The organism is Pectobacterium atrosepticum, assembly GCA_019056595.1.
Taxonomy (GTDB): domain Bacteria; phylum Pseudomonadota; class Gammaproteobacteria; order Enterobacterales; family Enterobacteriaceae; genus Pectobacterium; species Pectobacterium atrosepticum.
Window position 1 is genome coordinate 3,766,808 of sequence record CP036163.1, and the last position, 18,400, is coordinate 3,785,207.

Sequence of the window (18,400 nt, forward strand, 5' to 3'; positions counted from 1 at the left end):
GTTGATGCGTAATATAAAACAATGTTTAGCATAAAGCGTGTGATTTATTATCAGGAACTCATCCGGGTCGGGAGTTTCACCAAGGCGGCGAAAGCGCTGAATATCTCTCAGGCTTTTTTGTCACAGGAGATCGCGCGCCTAGAGATTGAAACGGAAAGAAAACTGATTAACAGAACCACTCGGCAGTTTTCTCTGACGCCATTTGGGCAGATCTTTGCTGACAAAATTCAGGGGATGATTAAAGAACATTATGAGCTGGAACAGTTCGTTAGCAGCTATGAGGAAAGCACGGACGGCGCACTGCTGGTTGGGGTGATCCCAATTTTTAATCGTCTGGCCCACTACAATATGTTTAACCTGTTTCAGAAAGCCTATCCCAATATTGATATCTCTTTTATTGACGGTGTGAGTACCGATTTACTGGAAAGGGTGCGCAACGGCGAGATCCACCTGTCTTTCTCGACGCCTTTCGATGAATACCTGAACGATCCTTTGTTTCATCACACTATTTGCCAGATTGATGACATTGTTGCCGTGATGGCGACGTCGCATCCCTTGGCTGACAATAAGACGCTAAGCCTGCCGCAACTGGTAAAAGAAAAGCTGATCGTTCCGCAGAAAGGGACGGGGGAGCATGCCGCCGTTTCTGAATCCTTCACCAGACAGGGCATCAACCCCAGCTACTTTCGTGAATGCAGCAACATGGACATCATTATGGATCTGGTGATGAACCTATCCGGCGTGGTCTTCCTCTGTTCGTCTGTCGCCAAAAGCCTGACTGCTTACGACGTCGCGGTTATTCCGCTGGAAGAGCAGTTAAAAAGGACTTTCGCCATTAGCTATCTGAAGCGCAGCGTGAACATTCCCATGGTGCGTCTGTTTTTGGATTTTCTGCAAGATTACAGCGAGTCTGTTCGGTAGCGCATTTTATCCCCTCCCTCGATTCATTCAGTTTCCGCTTCCCGCTATTCACACGTTTTAGGTAAATGTTGCAAATGTGAATAAATGTGAGGCGATTCAAATTATCGTCATCAATATACTTGTATGGTAGTCAGCATAAACGAATAGCTATATGCACAGAAGGATAAGTAACGTGAAGATTGTCAGCGCTGAAGTGTTTGTCACCTGCCCGGGGCGGAACTTTGTCACCCTGAAGATTACGACAGATAGCGGATTAACCGGCCTTGGTGATGCGACGCTCAACGGGCGTGAGCTGCCGGTCGCCTCTTACCTCAAAGATCATGTGTGTCCGCAGCTTATCGGCCGTGATGCGCACCAGATCGAAGACATTTGGCAGTATTTCTATAAAGGCGCTTACTGGCGTCGTGGCCCGGTAACCATGTCCGCGATTTCCGCTGTCGATACCGCGCTGTGGGACATCAAGGCTAAAGCAGCCAACATGCCGCTCTACCAATTGCTTGGCGGTGCATCGCGCACGGGTGTGATGGTGTATTGCCACACGACGGGTCACTCGATTGATGAAGTGCTGGATGATTACGCGAAACATCGCGACCTAGGCTATAAAGCGATTCGCGTGCAGTGCGGTGTGCCCGGCATGAAAACCACCTACGGCATGGCCAAAGGAAAAGGGCTGGCGTATGAGCCAGCGACGAAAGGCAGCTTGCCGGAAGAGCAACTGTGGTCCACGGAAAAATACCTCGATTTCACGCCGAAGCTGTTTGAAGCCGTGCGCGACAAATTTGGCTTCAACGAACACATGCTGCACGACATGCACCACCGCCTGACGCCGATTGAAGCGGCGCGTTTTGGTAAAAGCATTGAGGACTATCGCCTATTCTGGATGGAAGACCCGACGCCGGCGGAAAATCAGGAATGCTTCCGTCTAATTCGTCAGCACACCGTCACGCCGATTGCGGTGGGAGAAGTTTTCAACAGCATCTGGGATTGTAAGCAGCTAATCGAAGAACAACTCATCGACTACATCCGCACTACGATTACCCACGCGGGCGGGATTACCGGCATGCGCCGCATCGCCGACTTTGCGTCGCTCTATCAGGTACGCACCGGTTCGCACGGCCCGTCGGATCTGTCGCCTGTTTGCATGGCGGCGGCGCTGCATTTTGACCTCTGGGTGCCAAACTTCGGCGTGCAGGAATATATGGGTTACTCGGAGCAAATGCTGGAAGTGTTCCCACATAGTTGGACATTCGATAACGGTTATATGCACCCAGGCGAAAAGCCAGGTTTAGGCATTGAGTTTGATGAAAAGCTGGCAGCCAAATATCCCTATGACCCCGCGTATTTGCCGGTTGCCCGTCTGGAAGATGGCACGTTGTGGAATTGGTAAGAGTGGAACGGGTAATAAGAGGCCAAAACATGAAAAGTATTGTGATACAGCAGCCAAATTCGCTGGTGATTGAGGAGCGCAGTATTCCGCAACCGGCGGCAGGTGAAGTTCGAGTAAAGGTGAAGCTGGCGGGCATCTGTGGTTCTGACAGCCATATCTATCGCGGACATAACCCTTTCGCTAAGTATCCGCGGGTTATCGGGCATGAATTTTTCGGTGTGATTGAGGCGGTTGGTGACGGTGTGGATGCAGCCCGGTTGGGCGAACGCGTCTCGGTTGATCCGGTGGTGAGTTGCGGCCACTGCTACCCGTGTTCAATCGGCAAGCCGAATGTCTGTACCTCGCTAGTGGTGCTGGGTGTGCATCGTGACGGCGGATTCAGCGAGTACGCCGCCGTATCTGCGAAGAATGCACACGTCATTCCCGATGAGATTCCCGATGAATTTGCCGTGATGGTGGAGCCTTTTACGATTTCCGCCAACGTGACCGCGCAGGTGAAACCGACAGAACAGGATATCGCCCTGATTTATGGCGCAGGGCCGATGGGGTTGACCTCGGTTCAGGTACTGAAAGGCGTGTTCAAAGTGAAGGAAGTGATCGTCGTAGATCGTATTCCCGAACGTCTGGAGATGGCATTACGTAGCGGGGCGGACAGGGTTATCAACAACGCGTCGCTGTCATTAAAAGATGAGCTGGAGACGCTGAATATCAAGCCTACGCTGATTATTGATGCAGCCTGCCATCCGTCTATTTTGCAGGAAGCGATTACGATTGCTTCTCCTGCGGCGCGTATCGCCATCATGGGTTTTTCCAGTGAGCCTTGTCAGATCAGCCAGCAGGGAATCACCAGTAAAGAGATCTCCATCTTCTCATCGCGTTTGAATGCCAATAAATTCCCTATCGTGATTGAGTGGCTGAAAGAGAAACGTATCGATCCGGCAAAGCTGATCACACACCGATTTGATTATCAGCAGGTGGTACAGGCGATTGAGGTCTTTGAAAAAGATCAAAAACGCTGCTGCAAAGTCTTACTGACTTTTAATGAAGCATGACGGGTATTAGCAACAAGGTCCATATAAAAGGGAAACACACTATCGATTACAGAAAACTATAATGATTCCTTTGAAGTAATTATTTCTCTCTTAATCACTCCAGACCATAAATAACGGGCTGGAGTGGATTGCGACACCATGATGAACGGTAATTTTATTTACTGTTATTTATACCCTAAATAATTCGAGTTGCATGACAAAACGTTAACGTTTTGAACAACGCTCTGCGTTGATCCTTTAGGGCAAGGCCCATTTATGGCCTTGTAACGCGGCGACGCAGTGAATCCCCAGGAGCTTACATAAGTAAGTGACTGGGGTGAGCGAGGAAACCAACGCACATGCAGCTTGAAGTATGACGGATATACCATAATTACAAAACGTCGAGAGTATATATATGAATAAGCATAAGATAGCATCTGGACAAGATAAGCCTGCAAGAAGTACCTCTGACTTAGTCAAAGCGGCGGTGTCCGGCTGGCTAGGTACGGCATTAGAATTCATGGATTTCCAGCTGTATTCGCTCGGTGCGGCACTGGTCTTTCATGAAATATTCTTTCCTGAACAATCAGCGGCGATGGCGCTGATTCTGGCAATGGGCACCTATGGCGCAGGCTATATTGCTCGTATTGTTGGTGCCTTTATTTTTGGCCGTATGGGTGACTCCATCGGCAGAAAGAAAGTGCTCTTTATTACCATCACCATGATGGGGATCTGTACCACGTTAATCGGCGTACTGCCGACCTATGCACAGATTGGTATTTTCGCGCCGATCTTGCTGGTGACCTTGCGTATCGTGCAGGGGCTGGGGGCGGGCGCGGAGATTTCCGGTGCAGGCACCATGCTGGCTGAATACGCGCCGAAAGGCAAACGCGGGATTATTTCCTCACTGGTTGCCATGGGCACCAACTGCGGCACGCTCAGCGCTACGGCTATCTGGGCCGTGATGTTTTTCACCCTTGAAAGAGAAGAGTTACTGGCATGGGGCTGGCGTGTACCGTTCCTGGCCAGCGTCGTCGTGATGATATTCGCGATCTGGCTGCGTATGAACCTGAAGGAAAGTCCGGTCTTTGAGAAAGTCAGCAATGATGTCTCCGGTACTGAAGATCCGTCATCTGCTCTGGTGGTTGAGCAAAGCGAGCAAAAATCCATCTTGTCGATGTTCAAAAGCAAAGCGTTTTGGCTGGCAGTCGGGTTGCGTTTCGGTCAGGCGGGAAATTCAGGATTAATTCAGACCTTCCTGGCAGGGTATTTGGTTCAAACGCTGTTGTTCGAGAAGTATATTCCGACAGATGCATTGATGATCAGTTCTATTATAGGTTTTATCACCATTCCATTCTTAGGATGGCTCTCGGATAAAGTCGGTCGTCGCATACCTTATATTATTCTTAATATCTCGGCGATATTGTTAGCCTACCCTATGCTCTCTCTCATCGTTGATAAAGAGAATAGCGTGAATGTCATTATCGTCAGCATTATCATTATTCATAACTTTGCGGTACTGGGATTATTTGCGCTGGAGAATATCACTCTGGCAGAAATGTTCGGCGGACGTAGCCGCTTTACGCAAATGGCGATTGCCAAAGAAACCGGTGGTTTAGTTGCCGTTGGTTTTGGTCCGGTATTAGCGGGTATTTTCTGCAATATGACCGGTTCCTGGTGGCCTATTGTTGTGATGCTGATTGTCTATTCCGTAATTGGTTTATTCGCGGCTATCTGCATGCCGGAAGTCAAAGATCGCGATTTAGATGAATTAGAAGACGCAGCATAACGTTCAGATTGTCATTGTTCGAGTTGCAGGGCGTTGACCTTTCTGCAACTCGAATTATTTAGGGCGTAGACGTATTTTTTGAATCACCTATCAGGGATAACGATGAGTATTAATAAGTTTTCTACTCTTAAACCGCAGGTTGTGGTGCCGCGTTACGACCGCAGCCAGCTAAAAACGCGTATTGCGCATATTGGCTTTGGCGCATTCCACCGAGCGCATCAGGCGGTCTGTGCCGATAAACTGGCAGCAGAGCAAGGCAGCGACTGGGGTTATTGCGAAATTAATCTGATTGGCGGCGAGCAGCAGATCGAGGCCATTCGCCAGCAGGATTTACTGTGGTCGGTTTCCGAAATGGCGGATAGCGGCTGGAATAGTCGGGTCATCGGCGTGGCGACGACTGCGCTGCATGCGGAAGTCGAAGGTATTGAGGCGGTGCTGGAAGCGTTAAGCGCACCGGATATCGCCATCGTGTCGATTACCGTAACGGAGAAAGGCTATTGCCATCATCCCGCTACCGGACAGTTGAATATCGAACATCCGCTGATTTGCCACGATCTGGCGTTACCCGCAGAACCACGCTCCCTGCCCGGTGTGATTCTGGCTGCCATCAAACGCAGACGAGAACGCCAGCTACCGGCATTCAGCGTGATGTCCTGCGATAATATGCCGGAAAACGGACACGTTACGCGCAACGTTATCGTGCAACTGGCTGAACAGCAGGATGTCGGACTGGCGCGTTGGATTGAACAGCACGTCACCTTTCCCTCCACCATGGTGGACCGTATTGTCCCCGCCATTACCGACGAAACGCTGGAGACGATCCAAGGGCAACTGGGCGTCGCCGATCCGGCTGGGGTCGCCTGTGAGCCGTTCTTCCAGTGGGTGATTGAAGATAACTTCGTTAACGGTCGCCCCGCGTGGGAAAAGACTGGCGCGGAGCTGGTACAGGATGTGCTGCCGTTTGAGGAAATGAAGCTGCGCATGCTTAACGGTAGCCACTCGTTTCTGGCGTATCTCGGCTATCTTGCTGGCTATCAGCATATCAGCGAGTGCATGCAGGACAGCGCGCTGGTCGCGGCAGCGCACCATTTGATGCTGCGTGAACAGGCACCGACGCTGCGTACGCAGGGTGTCGATCTTGCCGCCTATGCCGGTGCGTTGCTTGATCGCTATCGTAACCGTGCGTTAAAACATCGTACCTGGCAGATTGCGATGGACGGTTCGCAAAAACTGCCGCAGCGGATGCTGGATTCGATCCGCTGGCATTTGGCGAACGGTAGCCGTTTTGATGCGCTGGCGCTTGGCGTGGCGGGATGGATGCGCTATGTCGGCGGTGTAGATGAGCAAGGGCAACCGATTGAAATCAGCGATCCGCTAAAAGAAACGATCGCTGAAACGGTGCAAAACAGTATGGAAGGGGAAAGCCGTGTCGTTGCATTGCTGGCGCTGACGGCAATTTTCGGTGAGGATTTACCGCAGAATCCCGCTTTTGTGGAAGCTGTGACGCAGCACTATTTATCGCTGTTGGTTAACGGTGTGAAAGGAACGTTGCAGGCGGCAGACTGGTAGGATGAAAAGCGCGGCGGGTTCGGTAACACTGACACTCGCTGCGCTAAGCGTGTATCATAAGCGGTAAATTTCTTGGCTAAGCACAGCGGCATGGATACCTCTTTTCAGATCAACAACAGCGAACCAGTCAACCAGCAAATTTATCGCGTACTGCGCAAAGACATTGTGGAATGCAATATTCCGCCGGGTAAACTGCTGTCTGAAAAAGAAATCTCTGTGCGTTTTGATGTTTCTCGCCAGCCGGTCAGAGAGGCCTTTATCAAGCTGGCCGAGGCCGGACTGGTGCAGATCATGCCCCAGCGCGGCACGTTTGTGATGAAGATCTCTGAGCAGCGCGTGGCGGATGCCCGCTTTATCCGTCAGGCACTGGAATGCGCCATTGTGCGCCGTGCAGCCGAAATGGTGACGGATGAGCAACTCTTGACGCTAGAGCACAACTTACGCCGTCAGGAACTGGCCGCGCAGAATGAACAGGTTCGCGAGTTTCTTAGCCTCGATGACAGCTTCCATCAACTTCTGACGCAGATTGCCAACTGTCCGCTGGCGTGGGAAACCATCGAATCGATCAAAGCGACGATGGACCGCGTGCGTTTTCTCAGCCTGAGTCAGGTTTCACCCCCGCCAAGCCTAATCCAACAGCACTACCTGATTTTTAGCGCCCTGAAAGCGCGCGATCCCGATGCGGCGGAAAAAGCGATCCGTGAGCATTTACAGGAAATGATCTATTCGATCACGCCGATTGCACAGCAGAATAGCGACTGGTTCGAGCACGCCTGAGCGGGTATTGCGATATCCCGATCGCTATAGGTCAGCCGATCGGTAATATCGTAAGCGATGGTGCTAAATACGCCATTTGCTGGGGTTGAACGTTGAGGAAGCGCGCTCTCTGCGAGATGTCCCGAGAAAATAATCGACACAGATTTTGAGAGTGTGATGATCATACTGCACTAAGGTTACTGCCAGACGGGGATAGACCCTTGCTCAGAATATCGAGGAATGCACTGATTCTGGGAATGGTCTGTCTGCTTTTTTGCCATGCAAGATTAATCGGTAGCCCCTCAGTGGTTAGTTCTGGCAGAACTTCTACCAGCGTTCCTTTATCGAGTTGCTGTTTAATCAGCCATGAAGGAAGCTGCGCAATTCCAAGTCCTGCCAAAACGGCGGTGACCTGCCCTTCGCCGTCCCCAATCGCAATCCGCGCCGGAAATGCTTTTCTTTCCGTATCATGAGGCTGCCCCCCAGAGAAATGCCAGGGGGTGGTCATGCTATTATTTTCTGCATAAACGATGCAGGCATGTTGCTCCAGATCTTGCCTGTTCTTTGGTTGGCCATTTTTAAGCAAATAGGAAGGAGATGCGCAAAAAATTTGTTGTTGAACACCTAAATATCGATGCCCTAACGTATTTGACCATATATTAGAACCTCCGATTCTAACGATGATATCAATACCCTCAACCACAGGGTCAACAAAACGGTCGGAGAAGGTAATATGCGGGGTCAGCAGGGGATGTTTTTCAATGAAATTAAGGATAACGGGTAGAACATGCAAGCGTCCGAAGGACGCTGGTAAATCGATCCGCACTTTCCCTCGAGGGTCTGTCGTTTCAGACTGCATCGCAAGTTCCGCTTCTTCCAAATCCGCCAGCACGCTGGTGCAGGTGCGATAAAACGCGACACCGGAATCCGACAGTGACAAGCGTCGCGTCGTTCTATCAAATAACCTGACTTGTAGCCGACTTTCCAGTCTGGCTATCCCTTTACTGACTGCTGAACTGGTTAAATTCATTTTTTCTGCTGCCGCGGTAAAGCTCCCTACATCGGCAACGCAGACAAACAAATCAATCCCCTTTAAACGTTCTGAAGAGTACATCATGAACCTTATTGATGAATTAAATTCCCGTCAATTTGTATTTTATAACGCAAATACGAAATAAATTCACAGTAAACTCACTGATATCAACGCGACTTGATCATCCTTTTTGAAAAAATAGAGGCAGCCATGATGAATACGAAAAAAACAACCATCCTTATTACGGGGGCGACGGGTCAGATCGGCGGAGATACTTTACGTAACCTTTTGACCGATGACTCGATTACTGTTGTTGCAGCAGTAAGATCGCCAGCTAAAGCAAAAGCGTTCGAGGAGAAAGGGATCCGTACCGTGATCCTTGATTTCGACAAAGTTGAAACACTGGCTCCAGCTATGGAAGGGATCGATCGCGCTTTTCTGGTTACTGGATATACCGTGGATATGTTACGTCAGAGCAAAGTATTTCTTGATGAAGCAAAAAACATGGGTATTCGCCATATCGTACATTTGGGAGCCTGTGGCCGTGACGATAGCACTGTGGCACATTGGGTTTGGCATCAATACATAGAGCGCTATATTGAATGGTCCGGTTTCTCTTTTACACATTTACGTCCGGAAACGTTTATGCAGAATCTCCTAAGTTACGATGGCACTAAGGCCATTAAAAATGGAGTAATTCAACAATATACAGGCGATGCACCATTCAGTTGGGTAGATGGCGAAGATGTCGCACTGGCTGCCGCACAGGCTCTTTTACATCCAGATAAACACGGTGGGAAGACTTACCGTTTAGGTTATGACGCCAAATCTTATGGTGAAATAGCCGCGATTATGACTGAGATTCTCGGTCAGCCATTCAGCTATGAAGCCCTTGATCCGACACTGTTTCTTGAAAAAATGCGGGAAGCAGGTGCTGAAATGGCTTATATGCATTGTGTTTACGATAATTTCCGTAGGGTTGCTGCCAGAGATATTCCTGGCGTCGATGATACATTCGATAATTTCCCTAGTATTGTCGGTAAAGAACCCGTTCGCTGGAGAGAATTTATCGAAAGGCACAGAGATGCTTTCGCTTACTAAGCGGTATTAAATCATAAGACCATATTTGTTTTCGGAGATAGGGTTTTTTGATAACCCAGCTCTATTCGAGTACGCCTTAGTGGCTGAATTATGGCTTCCACCTTTGGTGCGATCCTCCGGTGGAGGCCATGCTAAAAGCTATTTCAGCGGCTGCGCCAATTTAATTAACCACAGCTCGTTATCGGCTTCTGGTTTCTGCAACGGTTTGATTTCCAACGTCGTATCGACCGACTTTCCGTCTCGCGTGAGTTTTCCATCGGCAGCGACCTGATAGTCGTCCGCTTTGTCTTTTGCTTTCATGGGAGAGTGCAGCACGGATTGCAGACCAAAGTCGTTGTCGTTGATGATGGCCAGCGTTTGTTTATCTACCAGCGCCAGACCTTCCACTTTCTCCTGCTGCCAGCCGAGCTTACGTAGGTCAACCAACTCCTGCTTGTGCGCCAGCGTAATACCGCGTTTCTCCAACTGAGCGAGATCGTCAAATTCCGGCGATTTACCGTCGGCATCAAATGGCGTCAGGTCGCTTGCTTTGCTTAGATCGACCAGATAGATGCGGTTCTGCATCTGTTTGTCTTTATCCGTACCTTGCTCGACCAGCAGAATGCGCTGATTGTCCAGTGCGACGATATCGCCGATCTTGGCATCCTTCGCTTTCTTATAGCTGTCGATGTTGATGGGATAACCCAGCATGCGGCTGGTTTGGGTTTCCGGATTAAACATCACCAGACGCGTAAACTGCGCTTTGTTTTTACTTTTGCCGTCGATATCCAGCGTACTTTGCACGGCCATGACGATGGTGCCGTCCGGCAGGCGAGTCAGCCCTTCAAAGCCCCGATTCGGCTGACGCCACTTGATGATATTCGGTAAGCCGCTGGCAACCGAGTGCTCATTGCCCGCAGGCGTTGGCCCGAATTTTTGCAGGATCTTGCCGCTGGCATCAGCGTGGATCAGGAACGGGCCGTATTCGTCACACAGCCAGAAGCCGCCTTTGCCATCCGGCGTAATCCCTTCGGTGTCGAGTCCACGCTGGCTGGTGCGGAGCGGTTGCAGGGCGTCATTCAGCGCCACTTCATTGGTGGCGCCAATAAAGTCTGCTGGCAGCGGTAAGCCAGTGATGTTGCCCTCTGCATCGTGCAGCGAGCGAGGGTTTATGGCTTCGGCCGCTTTCGCGCTGACCCGAATGTCCATCATCAGCGGCGCGTAGTCGGGGCTGGCGAAGATCTTGGCGTCTTTCTCGCCGACCAGCGGTGCATCGGCATTTGGGCCACGATCGGTGACGGTGGTGAACATCAGGTCATCACCCTGTTTGCCGGTGAAATAGAGGCCAGAGCCAATGCCGACAGGCAGACCGTTGGGAAAGTTTTTGGCAAATTTGCCCTGATACGGAACATGATCCCCAGCCGGGAAGGTGACGACATAGCGCGTCACTTTTTCTCTTTCGGCCTGGGCGCTGAACGGCAGAAATCCGGCAACCAGCAGTGCTAACAACGTGTGTTTCATGCTATTCCCCATCAAATGTCATTCTGGTGGTGGCTACGGCGCGGTGACCGTGCCGCCTGTCGTGGATGAAGCGGTGTTTTCTTGCTCTTTCTCTTTCACGCCGCCCGGATTGGGCTGCGGGTAATCATAATCAATACGCAGAGGATGCGCGTACGCACTGTTCCACAGTTGTGTATAGAGCAGGTCTACCCGCTGCGCCATCGCTGGGTTCTGAATCACCATCTCTAGATTACGCGAGTTATCCAGATAGCCACCGCTCCAGTTGCTGGTGCCGATCCAGGTTTTCGTGCCGTCGATGGTCATGATCTTACTGTGGATCACGCGGGCAAAAGGGATGAAGCCGCTGCTGACTTGCGGTATCGACACCGTTTTTATCTGGATGTTGGGTAGCAATGCCAGACTTTTCAGGTAGGCGATATTCGGCATTTTGGTGCTCCATTCGGACACCATCAGCTCTACCTGTACGCCGCGTGCGGCGGCGGTGCGAATCGCGTTATCGATAACCGCATAGAACGGGCGCGTTTTATCGGGGCCGTAGGAGAGCGGGACATAATCCATCACCTGAATGCGAACCTGCTGCTGGGCTTCCGCCAGCAGACGAGGGAGTTCTTCTTCTGAATCCATCACGCCAGCGGGATTAAACGCTTTGGGGCTGGCAACCAGATAGTTGCCTGAACGGTCAACGGCATCCGTCGATGCGGGTAGCGGTGGAACGGTTTCTCCGTTGCTCAGTCGCGCCTGTGCCTGCCAGTCTTGTTCAAAAATGGTGCTAATTTGATTCACCACGCGTGGGTCGTCGATCAATAACCCCGTTTCGTGAATGTGCTCCAGCGCTCGCCAATCAAGATTCTGGCTACCCATGTAAGCCTGTTTGCCATCAACCAGCAGGTATTTGGCATGCAGAATCCCGCCGCTCAGGCGTTCAAAGGGAATCACGCGCAGTTCCAGATTCGGGATGGTTTTGAGCTGATCCAGCGTGTCCTGTGTGGAAATTTTTAGCCCTTTTTCTTCGAGCAGCAGACGGATTCGCACGCCGCGTTCTCCGGCGGCACGCAGATGCTGTAAAACGCTATCGAGGCGTGTTCCTGCCTGATTAGCGACATAGAATTGGCCCAGTTCAATCGTGTGCTGGGCGTTATCAAACAGCGATATCCACACCGCATCGCTCGGGCGTAAATCGGGGGTGGTCAGCGTGGTTTCCATCGGGGCGTCATAGACGAGCTCATAGCCGGGAATTTTATAGCCGAGAGCGTTGGAGTCGGCATAGGCTGACGCACTTACAATAAGCAATACGCCTCCTGTCAGCAGCGTGTTGATGCAATGCTTCCAGCGTTGCCCCGGATACGTGAAACCACCACGATTAAGCATAGCGTTTCTCCGCCATCGCTTTCTCTGTCATGGAATTATGTGCCACCGCAGGGCCCGCTTTCTGTTGGCGAGTATGCGGCATTCCGGCACGAATCAGCAGGACTTTCAGCATTTCGTTGATGTGTTCCATCCGGCTTTGCAGAAAATTGTTCCCCAGCAGGCAAACCAGTGCGATGGCGATCCCCAGTCCGGTGGCGTACAGCGCGGTTCCCATTCCGGCAGAAACCTGACTCGGGTCGGAAATTCCGGCGGCGGACAGGGCTTTGAAGGTGTCGATGATCCCCATGATGGTGCCGAGCAGCCCTAGTAACGGTGCTGCGGTAACGACGGTTTCGAGAATCCATAGCCCGCGAGACAGCTGTGGCTTACTTTGCAGATATTGTGCGTCGATCAGGTCGTTAAGCGCATCGCGGTTTTCTGCCTGATGTGACTGCGCCAGAACGGGCGTGACTACTGTGATAGGCAGGCTTGGGCGCTGGGTCAGTGCGTCTGGGAGATCGTGAACGTGGCGAATATCCGCCGTTAGCGCGCGGTCCAGACGTTTGGCCTGCCGGCGTGTATAGGAAAAATAGAGACTGCGCTCGATGATGATCATCAGGGCGATCACCAGTGAGGCGTACATGACGTAGAAAATAATCTCGTGCAGCATATCGGCGTTCATGGCCTGATCCTTCTGTTGTCTTGTTGGGCGTGATTTATGATGACGATGTCCGTCGGGCGGGTGTAATGGGTAGATCGTAAAGACGCTGCAAGTACATCCCTGTAAGCTCGAGCCGCGCAGATATGAATCTCATCCCTGAGATTCACCCTTTCAGGGCCGTCGCAAGCGACGTTCAAAAAACGTTCCTGACGTTTTTGTCCCTGGCGCGGACGCTTTACTCTTCTATCCCATTACCCCCGTTTTGCTCTGTGCTTCGGCTATTAACGAATTAGAACGTGGCTTCCAGTGAGGCGCTGAAGGTGCGTTCTTCCCCGACGTTGTAAAACGGTGTGCCTGCCGATACGCCGTTATACGATCTCGAGTTGAAGCTCACTGAGCGTGCTGAGTCGAGATACTCTTTGTCGAACAGATTGCTGACGCCAACGCGTAAGGTGGCGCTTTTCACGATCTTCTTATCCACTGGCAGATAGACGCCGGCGCTGAGATCGAAAACGGTACGTCCGCCGATCTTCTCGTCATTGGTCATATCGCCGTAGAACGAACCGACATAGCGGCTATTCACGCCGGCGTAGTAAAGGCCGTCGTCATAGCCCAGCCCGAGGTTGAGCATATTTTTCGGTGCATTGGCTGCCTGCTTGCCCGTGGTGGGGAGTTGGCTGCCGCTGGTGGCGAGATTATTTTTCTGCTCGGTATCGGTATAGGTATAAGCGGCGAAGTAGTTGAAGTTGTGAGGCAGCTTGCCGCTCCACTCCAGCTCCAGCCCTTTGTTTTCCACTTTTCCAGCGTTGATCATTTCGTAATCACCGTCGGCGTTACGGCTGGAGATCTGGCGGTCGGTAAAGCGGATAAAGAACAGCGAGGCGCTCAGCAGCATGTCCTCATCCTGGAAGCGCCAGCCGAGTTCCTGATTCCAACTCAGCTCAGGTTTGGTGTTGATAGAATCGCCAACGTTGTATAAGACGTAGTTGGGCGGGGTGCGCATGTTGCGCGTGATGTTATAGAACACCTGATTTTCGGTATTGATGCGGTAAGCCGCGTTAAAGCTGGGCAGGAATTCGTGGTACTTCTTGTTCTTTTTCTCTGCGACGTTATACAGGCTGCCGAGGTTAGTTCCGTCACGTTCTACGTGCTGATAGGCCAAACCGCCGGTGAACGTCCATTCTGGTGAGAAGAACCAAGTGTCCTGTACCCAGATTTTATGCGCTGGCGTGACGGTAAACTGGTTACGACCCTGAACCACTTTTCCGTTAGCGTCGGTGATCTGATTGGCATCGCCGGGTTTGCCGGAGACGTTCACCGGGTTGCCGTCGCTCTGGATTGGAATGAATGGCTGCGTTTGGCGCTGGCGGGCACGCTCGAACCAGTAACCGATATCCAGGCTATGTTCATCGTTAAGATCCCATTTCAGCTTGGTGGTGATACCCGGCCGCCAGGTTTCCGTCCATGAAGGGCGGTAGTAGGTGTTCGAGGTCAGATTACGGAGATCGTAGTTACCCGCGCGGTCCGACGTTGCAGATAACACGCTGGCGCTTCCGCTGCCAAAGCTGCCGCCGTTCGTCGAGAAATAGTAAGGCTGTAAGGTCAACGCCAGATTATCGCGTAGCTGCAATTTCTGGGTGAATGTGACATTCAGCGTTTCAAAGTTATTGCGGTTGAGTTTGTAGGATTGAGAAATCTGTCCACGGCTGTTGTAAACCGGCGTCATGGCGTAATCCATCTTGCGCCCGTTTTGCTCGAACTGCCGTTTGCTCAGCGTTGAATAGTTGATGGTATCTTGCTGATTGTATTTCACAATCAGGTTGCTGCTGTGGCCATTTTCATGTTCGTACAGGCCATTCCACTCGACTTTATCAGCGCGGGAATACCCTGCGCCACGCCATTTGTCGGAATCGGTATACGAGTAAGAAAGCCAACTGCTGAAGCCGTTGTGTTTACCGGTTTCCAGACGCGCAAAGGTCTTGCTGAGGTTGTTACTGCCGAACGTTTGCTTAACGAAGCCGCCAAACTCTTTCGCCGGACGGTGGGAAACCAGCCCGATGTTACCGCCGCTGGCACCGATGTGCGGGCCATCCATTTCTGACGAACCTTGGGTAACGAAAATCTGCTCCAGGTTTTCTGGATCGCCCATCCCGTTCGGGTACACGGCGTAGTCGCCGGAGTCATTGACGGGAATGCCGTCCGATGACAGGCCGACCTGATCCGCACTCATGCCGCGCATGGTATAGCTGACGCCGCTCAAGCCGCTGGCGTCATTGCTGCTGACGTTCAGGCCAGCGGTGTATTTCAGTTTATCAATGGCGTTGCCTGCGGCGGGCATCTTGTCCAGCGCGTCTTTCGTCACGGTCGAACGTGATTTGGCGCTGTCTTCTTGAACCATTAGCCCTGCGCCGAGTGGTTGCCCCTGTACGTTGATGGTGCCGACATTTGTCGCCTCCTCCGCCAGCGCGGAGCCTGCCAATAATGCGCCGACGACGGACAAACATACCCCAGAAAGTTTGAACGGTTTCATTTCATAATCCTAGTATTATCAGTAATATACTGTTGATGTTGTTTTGCTGGTTCACTCTCTTGCTCAGGTGCGAAACGCTATTGCGCCTGATAATCAAACGTGGCTAAAAAGCGTTTTGTGCTTTGTCCTGCAAAGGCATCGGCAGGGAAGGCCCGAACCTGTTTGATGCTCTGTAAGCTGGCCTGTGCCGCGCGGTTAAGCAGCATGTTGGGTGCTTTGCTGTTGATCCCAGAATTGATGACTCGCCCTGTGCGATCGACTTCCAGCCAGACTTCAACACGGCCTTCGGGACGTTCAAGCGATGCCTGTCGCCCAGTCGGGTAACGTTTGGTTTGTTCAAGCTGCGCGCGCAGTGCCTGTGCATAGCTATTTTCCAGCGCGGCGACATTCACCGACGGCGCGGATGGTGCAGCATTCGTCGTCGGTGCCGAGCGTTTGATCGGAACTTCCGGGCGTGGCGCAGTCGGTTTGGCCTGAGCAGGCGTTGGTTTCGGTTTAGTTTCTGCCTTGGGCTTAACCTCTGGTTTAGGCTTCGGCTTCACTTCCGGTTTAGGGGGAATAACCGGCGGTGCTTCTATAATCGGGTCTGGCTCATCAACCGGAATCGGCTCGGGTTCTGGTTTCGGCTGTAGCACGGGTTTCGGCTCTGGGAGCGGTTCGGGCTGGGGAATCGGTTCCGGCTCAGCCAGCGTGAGCGCCATGACCGTTTCGTCGTATTGCTGCTGAACTTTCAGCGGTGGCTGTTGACTGGCGAAGAACAGGCAGGTGGCAAAGACCGGTAACGGCAACCAACTGATGGCGTGGCGTGAGCGATAGAGCGGATACATGTCACGATTTCCGGGTGGCGATAGAAATGGACGAGAAGCCCCCCTGACGCAGGGTATCCATGACGGCGACCAGACGCTCAACCTCGACGCTTTTATCGCTGTTGATAATGATGGTGGTTTGCTGGTCTTGCTGCTGTTGCAGCGTATTGATGAGATCGCTCAGCGCCATCGGCTGCCCGTCCAGCTCAAGTTGATCCTGTGCGCCAAGCGTGATGATCGCTTTTTTCTGCGGCTTGAGTTGCTGTGCACTGCCTGCGGCGGGGAGCTGTGTTTTCAGGCCAAGCGCTGGAATAACGTTCATGCTGATCAGGACAAAGAAGACCAACAGGAACATCATCACATCGATCATAGGAACCAAATCGATATGGGCTTTTTGCTTTTTAGGTTCGTTCCAGTTTCTCATTACTCATTTCCCTACAGGCGCGAATGTCTGAATGTCTAAATGTCTGAACAGGGCAATTCGCGTGGCATCGAAACAAAGCAGCCAATATAGGTAGGGTTTGTTTAAGTTTTTTTACATTTATGTGATTAATTTTTCATATTGATACGTTTTGATGGTAATTTTTTGTCAAAAAATAAGTTTTTTTGATGTTTTTACATCATTTTTTAACAGTGGTGGAATAATTCCGAGAGAAAGGAAAAGCACATTAGGCGGGTGAGAACAGCAGAAAATGAATAGCCAGTGAAGCCATTGGCCGAGTCGTTATACTTTGGTTGGAGAGTTATCCTTTGTCAGGATAGCTATCCTTTTCCGCGCGGTTTCTTGAAGGCGAAAAAGAGTTGCAGCGTGTTGCATAGCACCAGAAAAGCGGTCACGACGAACACCCAGCGGAATCCCATCAGGGCAGACACGCCAGAACCCATCAGCGGCCCCAGCACGTTGCCCAGATACATGAATGACTGGTTATAGCCGAAGATGCGGCCTGTCACTTGTTGGCTGCTGTATTTGACTAATAGCGCCTGCACGGTTGGCATCAGTGCGCCATCGGCAAAGCCCAGCATAAAGCGCAGGATGCCGAGCTGTGTGGGGCTTTGTACCAGCGCCATGACGAGGAATAGCAGTACGCTGATTGCCAGCGCCGCGATCAGGACGCGCTGTGCGCCGATTCGGTCGCCTAAACGGCCAAGGCGTGGTGCCGATAGCAGGGCGGACACGCCGGGAATGGCGGCAATCACGCCGCTGATAAAGGCAATGTTGTTCGTGCCGGGAGCCAAATCGCGGATGAACAGCGTCAGAATGGGGCTGATGGAGCCGTTTGCCATCTGGATCATCATCGTCGTAATGAACAGACAGATGATGAGTGCCGGATAAGGTAGAGAAGCAAAGACGGCTTTCCCGCTTAGCCTATTTTCTTTGGTGACTTTAACCACACTCTCTTTGATAGCGAAAAGCGTAATCAGAAAGCTGGTAAACAGTAGGCCGCCGGTGATGAAAAAGACGATGCGTAACCCAATGTAGTCGGCCATAAAGCCGCCGAATAAGGGACCAAGGATGACGCCAGCAATCTGCCCAGTCGATAGCATGCCCAGCGCCCAGCCGCTTTTTTCACGCGGAACCTGTGAGGCAATCAGCGCCATTGCGTTGGGAATGTACCCGGAGGTCAGCCCCATTAGCGAACGCAGGATGAACAACTGCCACACGTTGGTCGCCAATCCCTGCAACGACATCACGATCGCCATGCCGAGTGCGGCACGCAGCAGCATAAGCTTGCGGCCTTTACGGTCAGCGAGGCTTCCCCACAGTGGTGCAACGATGGCAGAGATCAGAAAAGACGAACTGAAGATCAAACCGGACCACAGGCTTAGAGACTCGTGCGAATTAACACCAAGCTGTTCTATGTACAGTGGCAGGAAGGGCAATATCTGGCTCATGGCCAGCCCGGTGAAAAAGCATCCCAGCCAGGCAGAGAAGAGGTTAAGTTTCCAGGTTTCCATGGGGGTCGGAACG

General features: G+C 51.8%; 15 protein-coding genes. 7 read left to right on the forward strand and 8 right to left on the reverse strand.

All coding sequences use genetic code 11. The annotated features are described in order from the left end of the window. The first annotated feature begins 21 nt into the window (after nucleotides 1-21). The 6 genes from DCX48_17795 to DCX48_17820 all read left to right on the forward strand — a co-directional run bounded on the left by DCX48_17795 (nucleotide 22) and on the right by DCX48_17820 (nucleotide 7,474). Nucleotides 22-921, forward strand: coding sequence for a LysR family transcriptional regulator (locus DCX48_17795; GenBank protein QXE16203.1), 900 nt, complete (start codon nucleotides 22-24; stop codon nucleotides 919-921). Nucleotides 922-1,093: 172 nt separating this feature from the next. Then, nucleotides 1,094-2,308: a D-galactonate dehydratase family protein gene (locus DCX48_17800; protein ID QXE16204.1), complete on the forward strand. Its 1,215-nt coding sequence runs from the start codon at nucleotides 1,094-1,096 to the stop codon at nucleotides 2,306-2,308. A 29-nt stretch (nucleotides 2,309-2,337) separates the two neighbouring features. Further along, nucleotides 2,338-3,360, forward strand: a complete 1,023-nt coding sequence (locus tag DCX48_17805; protein ID QXE16205.1) for a Zn-dependent oxidoreductase — start codon at nucleotides 2,338-2,340, stop codon at nucleotides 3,358-3,360. Between the two features lie 394 nt (nucleotides 3,361-3,754). Continuing rightward, entirely contained in the window at nucleotides 3,755-5,128 is a 1,374-nt protein-coding gene (locus DCX48_17810; protein ID QXE16206.1) for an MFS transporter, read from the forward strand. Between the two features lie 102 nt (nucleotides 5,129-5,230). Then, nucleotides 5,231-6,697, forward strand: coding sequence for a mannitol dehydrogenase family protein (locus DCX48_17815; protein ID QXE16207.1), 1,467 nt, complete (start codon nucleotides 5,231-5,233; stop codon nucleotides 6,695-6,697). Nucleotides 6,698-6,787: 90 nt separating this feature from the next. Further along, nucleotides 6,788-7,474 (forward strand): GntR family transcriptional regulator, encoded by a 687-nt coding sequence (locus DCX48_17820; protein ID QXE16208.1) that lies wholly within the window; start codon nucleotides 6,788-6,790, stop codon nucleotides 7,472-7,474. A gap of 160 nt (nucleotides 7,475-7,634) precedes the next feature. Here DCX48_17820 and DCX48_17825 read toward each other — a convergent pair whose 3' ends face one another. Further along, on the reverse strand, nucleotides 7,635-8,567 hold the full coding sequence (locus DCX48_17825; protein ID QXE17292.1) for a LysR family transcriptional regulator: 933 nt from the start codon (nucleotides 8,565-8,567) through the stop codon (nucleotides 7,635-7,637). Between the two features lie 132 nt (nucleotides 8,568-8,699). Here DCX48_17825 and DCX48_17830 point away from each other — a divergent pair, with 132 nt between their 5' ends. After that, the gene (locus DCX48_17830; protein QXE17293.1) at nucleotides 8,700-9,587 is read left to right on the forward strand and encodes an SDR family oxidoreductase; all 888 of its coding nucleotides are present in this window, start codon (nucleotides 8,700-8,702) and stop codon (nucleotides 9,585-9,587) included. Between the two features lie 138 nt (nucleotides 9,588-9,725). On the opposite strand, the gene DCX48_17835 is transcribed toward DCX48_17830, so the two are convergent. From DCX48_17835 to DCX48_17865, 7 genes are all read right to left on the reverse strand, one after another. After that, entirely contained in the window at nucleotides 9,726-11,087 is a 1,362-nt protein-coding gene (locus DCX48_17835) for an esterase-like activity of phytase family protein (protein QXE16209.1), read from the reverse strand. Nucleotides 11,088-11,120: 33 nt separating this feature from the next. Beyond that, on the reverse strand, nucleotides 11,121-12,455 hold the full coding sequence (locus DCX48_17840; GenBank protein ID QXE16210.1) for a phospholipase: 1,335 nt from the start codon (nucleotides 12,453-12,455) through the stop codon (nucleotides 11,121-11,123). Beyond that, nucleotides 12,448-13,116, reverse strand: coding sequence for a MotA/TolQ/ExbB proton channel family protein (locus DCX48_17845; GenBank protein ID QXE16211.1), 669 nt, complete (start codon nucleotides 13,114-13,116; stop codon nucleotides 12,448-12,450). Before DCX48_17845 ends, DCX48_17840 begins: the two co-directional genes overlap by 8 nt. 268 nt (nucleotides 13,117-13,384) lie before the next feature. After that, nucleotides 13,385-15,625 (reverse strand): TonB-dependent receptor, encoded by a 2,241-nt coding sequence (locus DCX48_17850; protein ID QXE16212.1) that lies wholly within the window; start codon nucleotides 15,623-15,625, stop codon nucleotides 13,385-13,387. A gap of 77 nt (nucleotides 15,626-15,702) precedes the next feature. Then, nucleotides 15,703-16,452, reverse strand: a complete 750-nt coding sequence (locus DCX48_17855) for an energy transducer TonB (protein ID QXE16213.1) — start codon at nucleotides 16,450-16,452, stop codon at nucleotides 15,703-15,705. Nucleotide 16,453: 1 nt separating this feature from the next. Beyond that, the gene (locus DCX48_17860; protein ID QXE16214.1) at nucleotides 16,454-16,855 is read right to left on the reverse strand and encodes a biopolymer transporter ExbD; all 402 of its coding nucleotides are present in this window, start codon (nucleotides 16,853-16,855) and stop codon (nucleotides 16,454-16,456) included. A gap of 338 nt (nucleotides 16,856-17,193) precedes the next feature. Further along, entirely contained in the window at nucleotides 17,194-18,387 is a 1,194-nt protein-coding gene (locus DCX48_17865; protein ID QXE16215.1) for an MFS transporter, read from the reverse strand. Nucleotides 18,388-18,400: the final 13 nt, after the last annotated feature.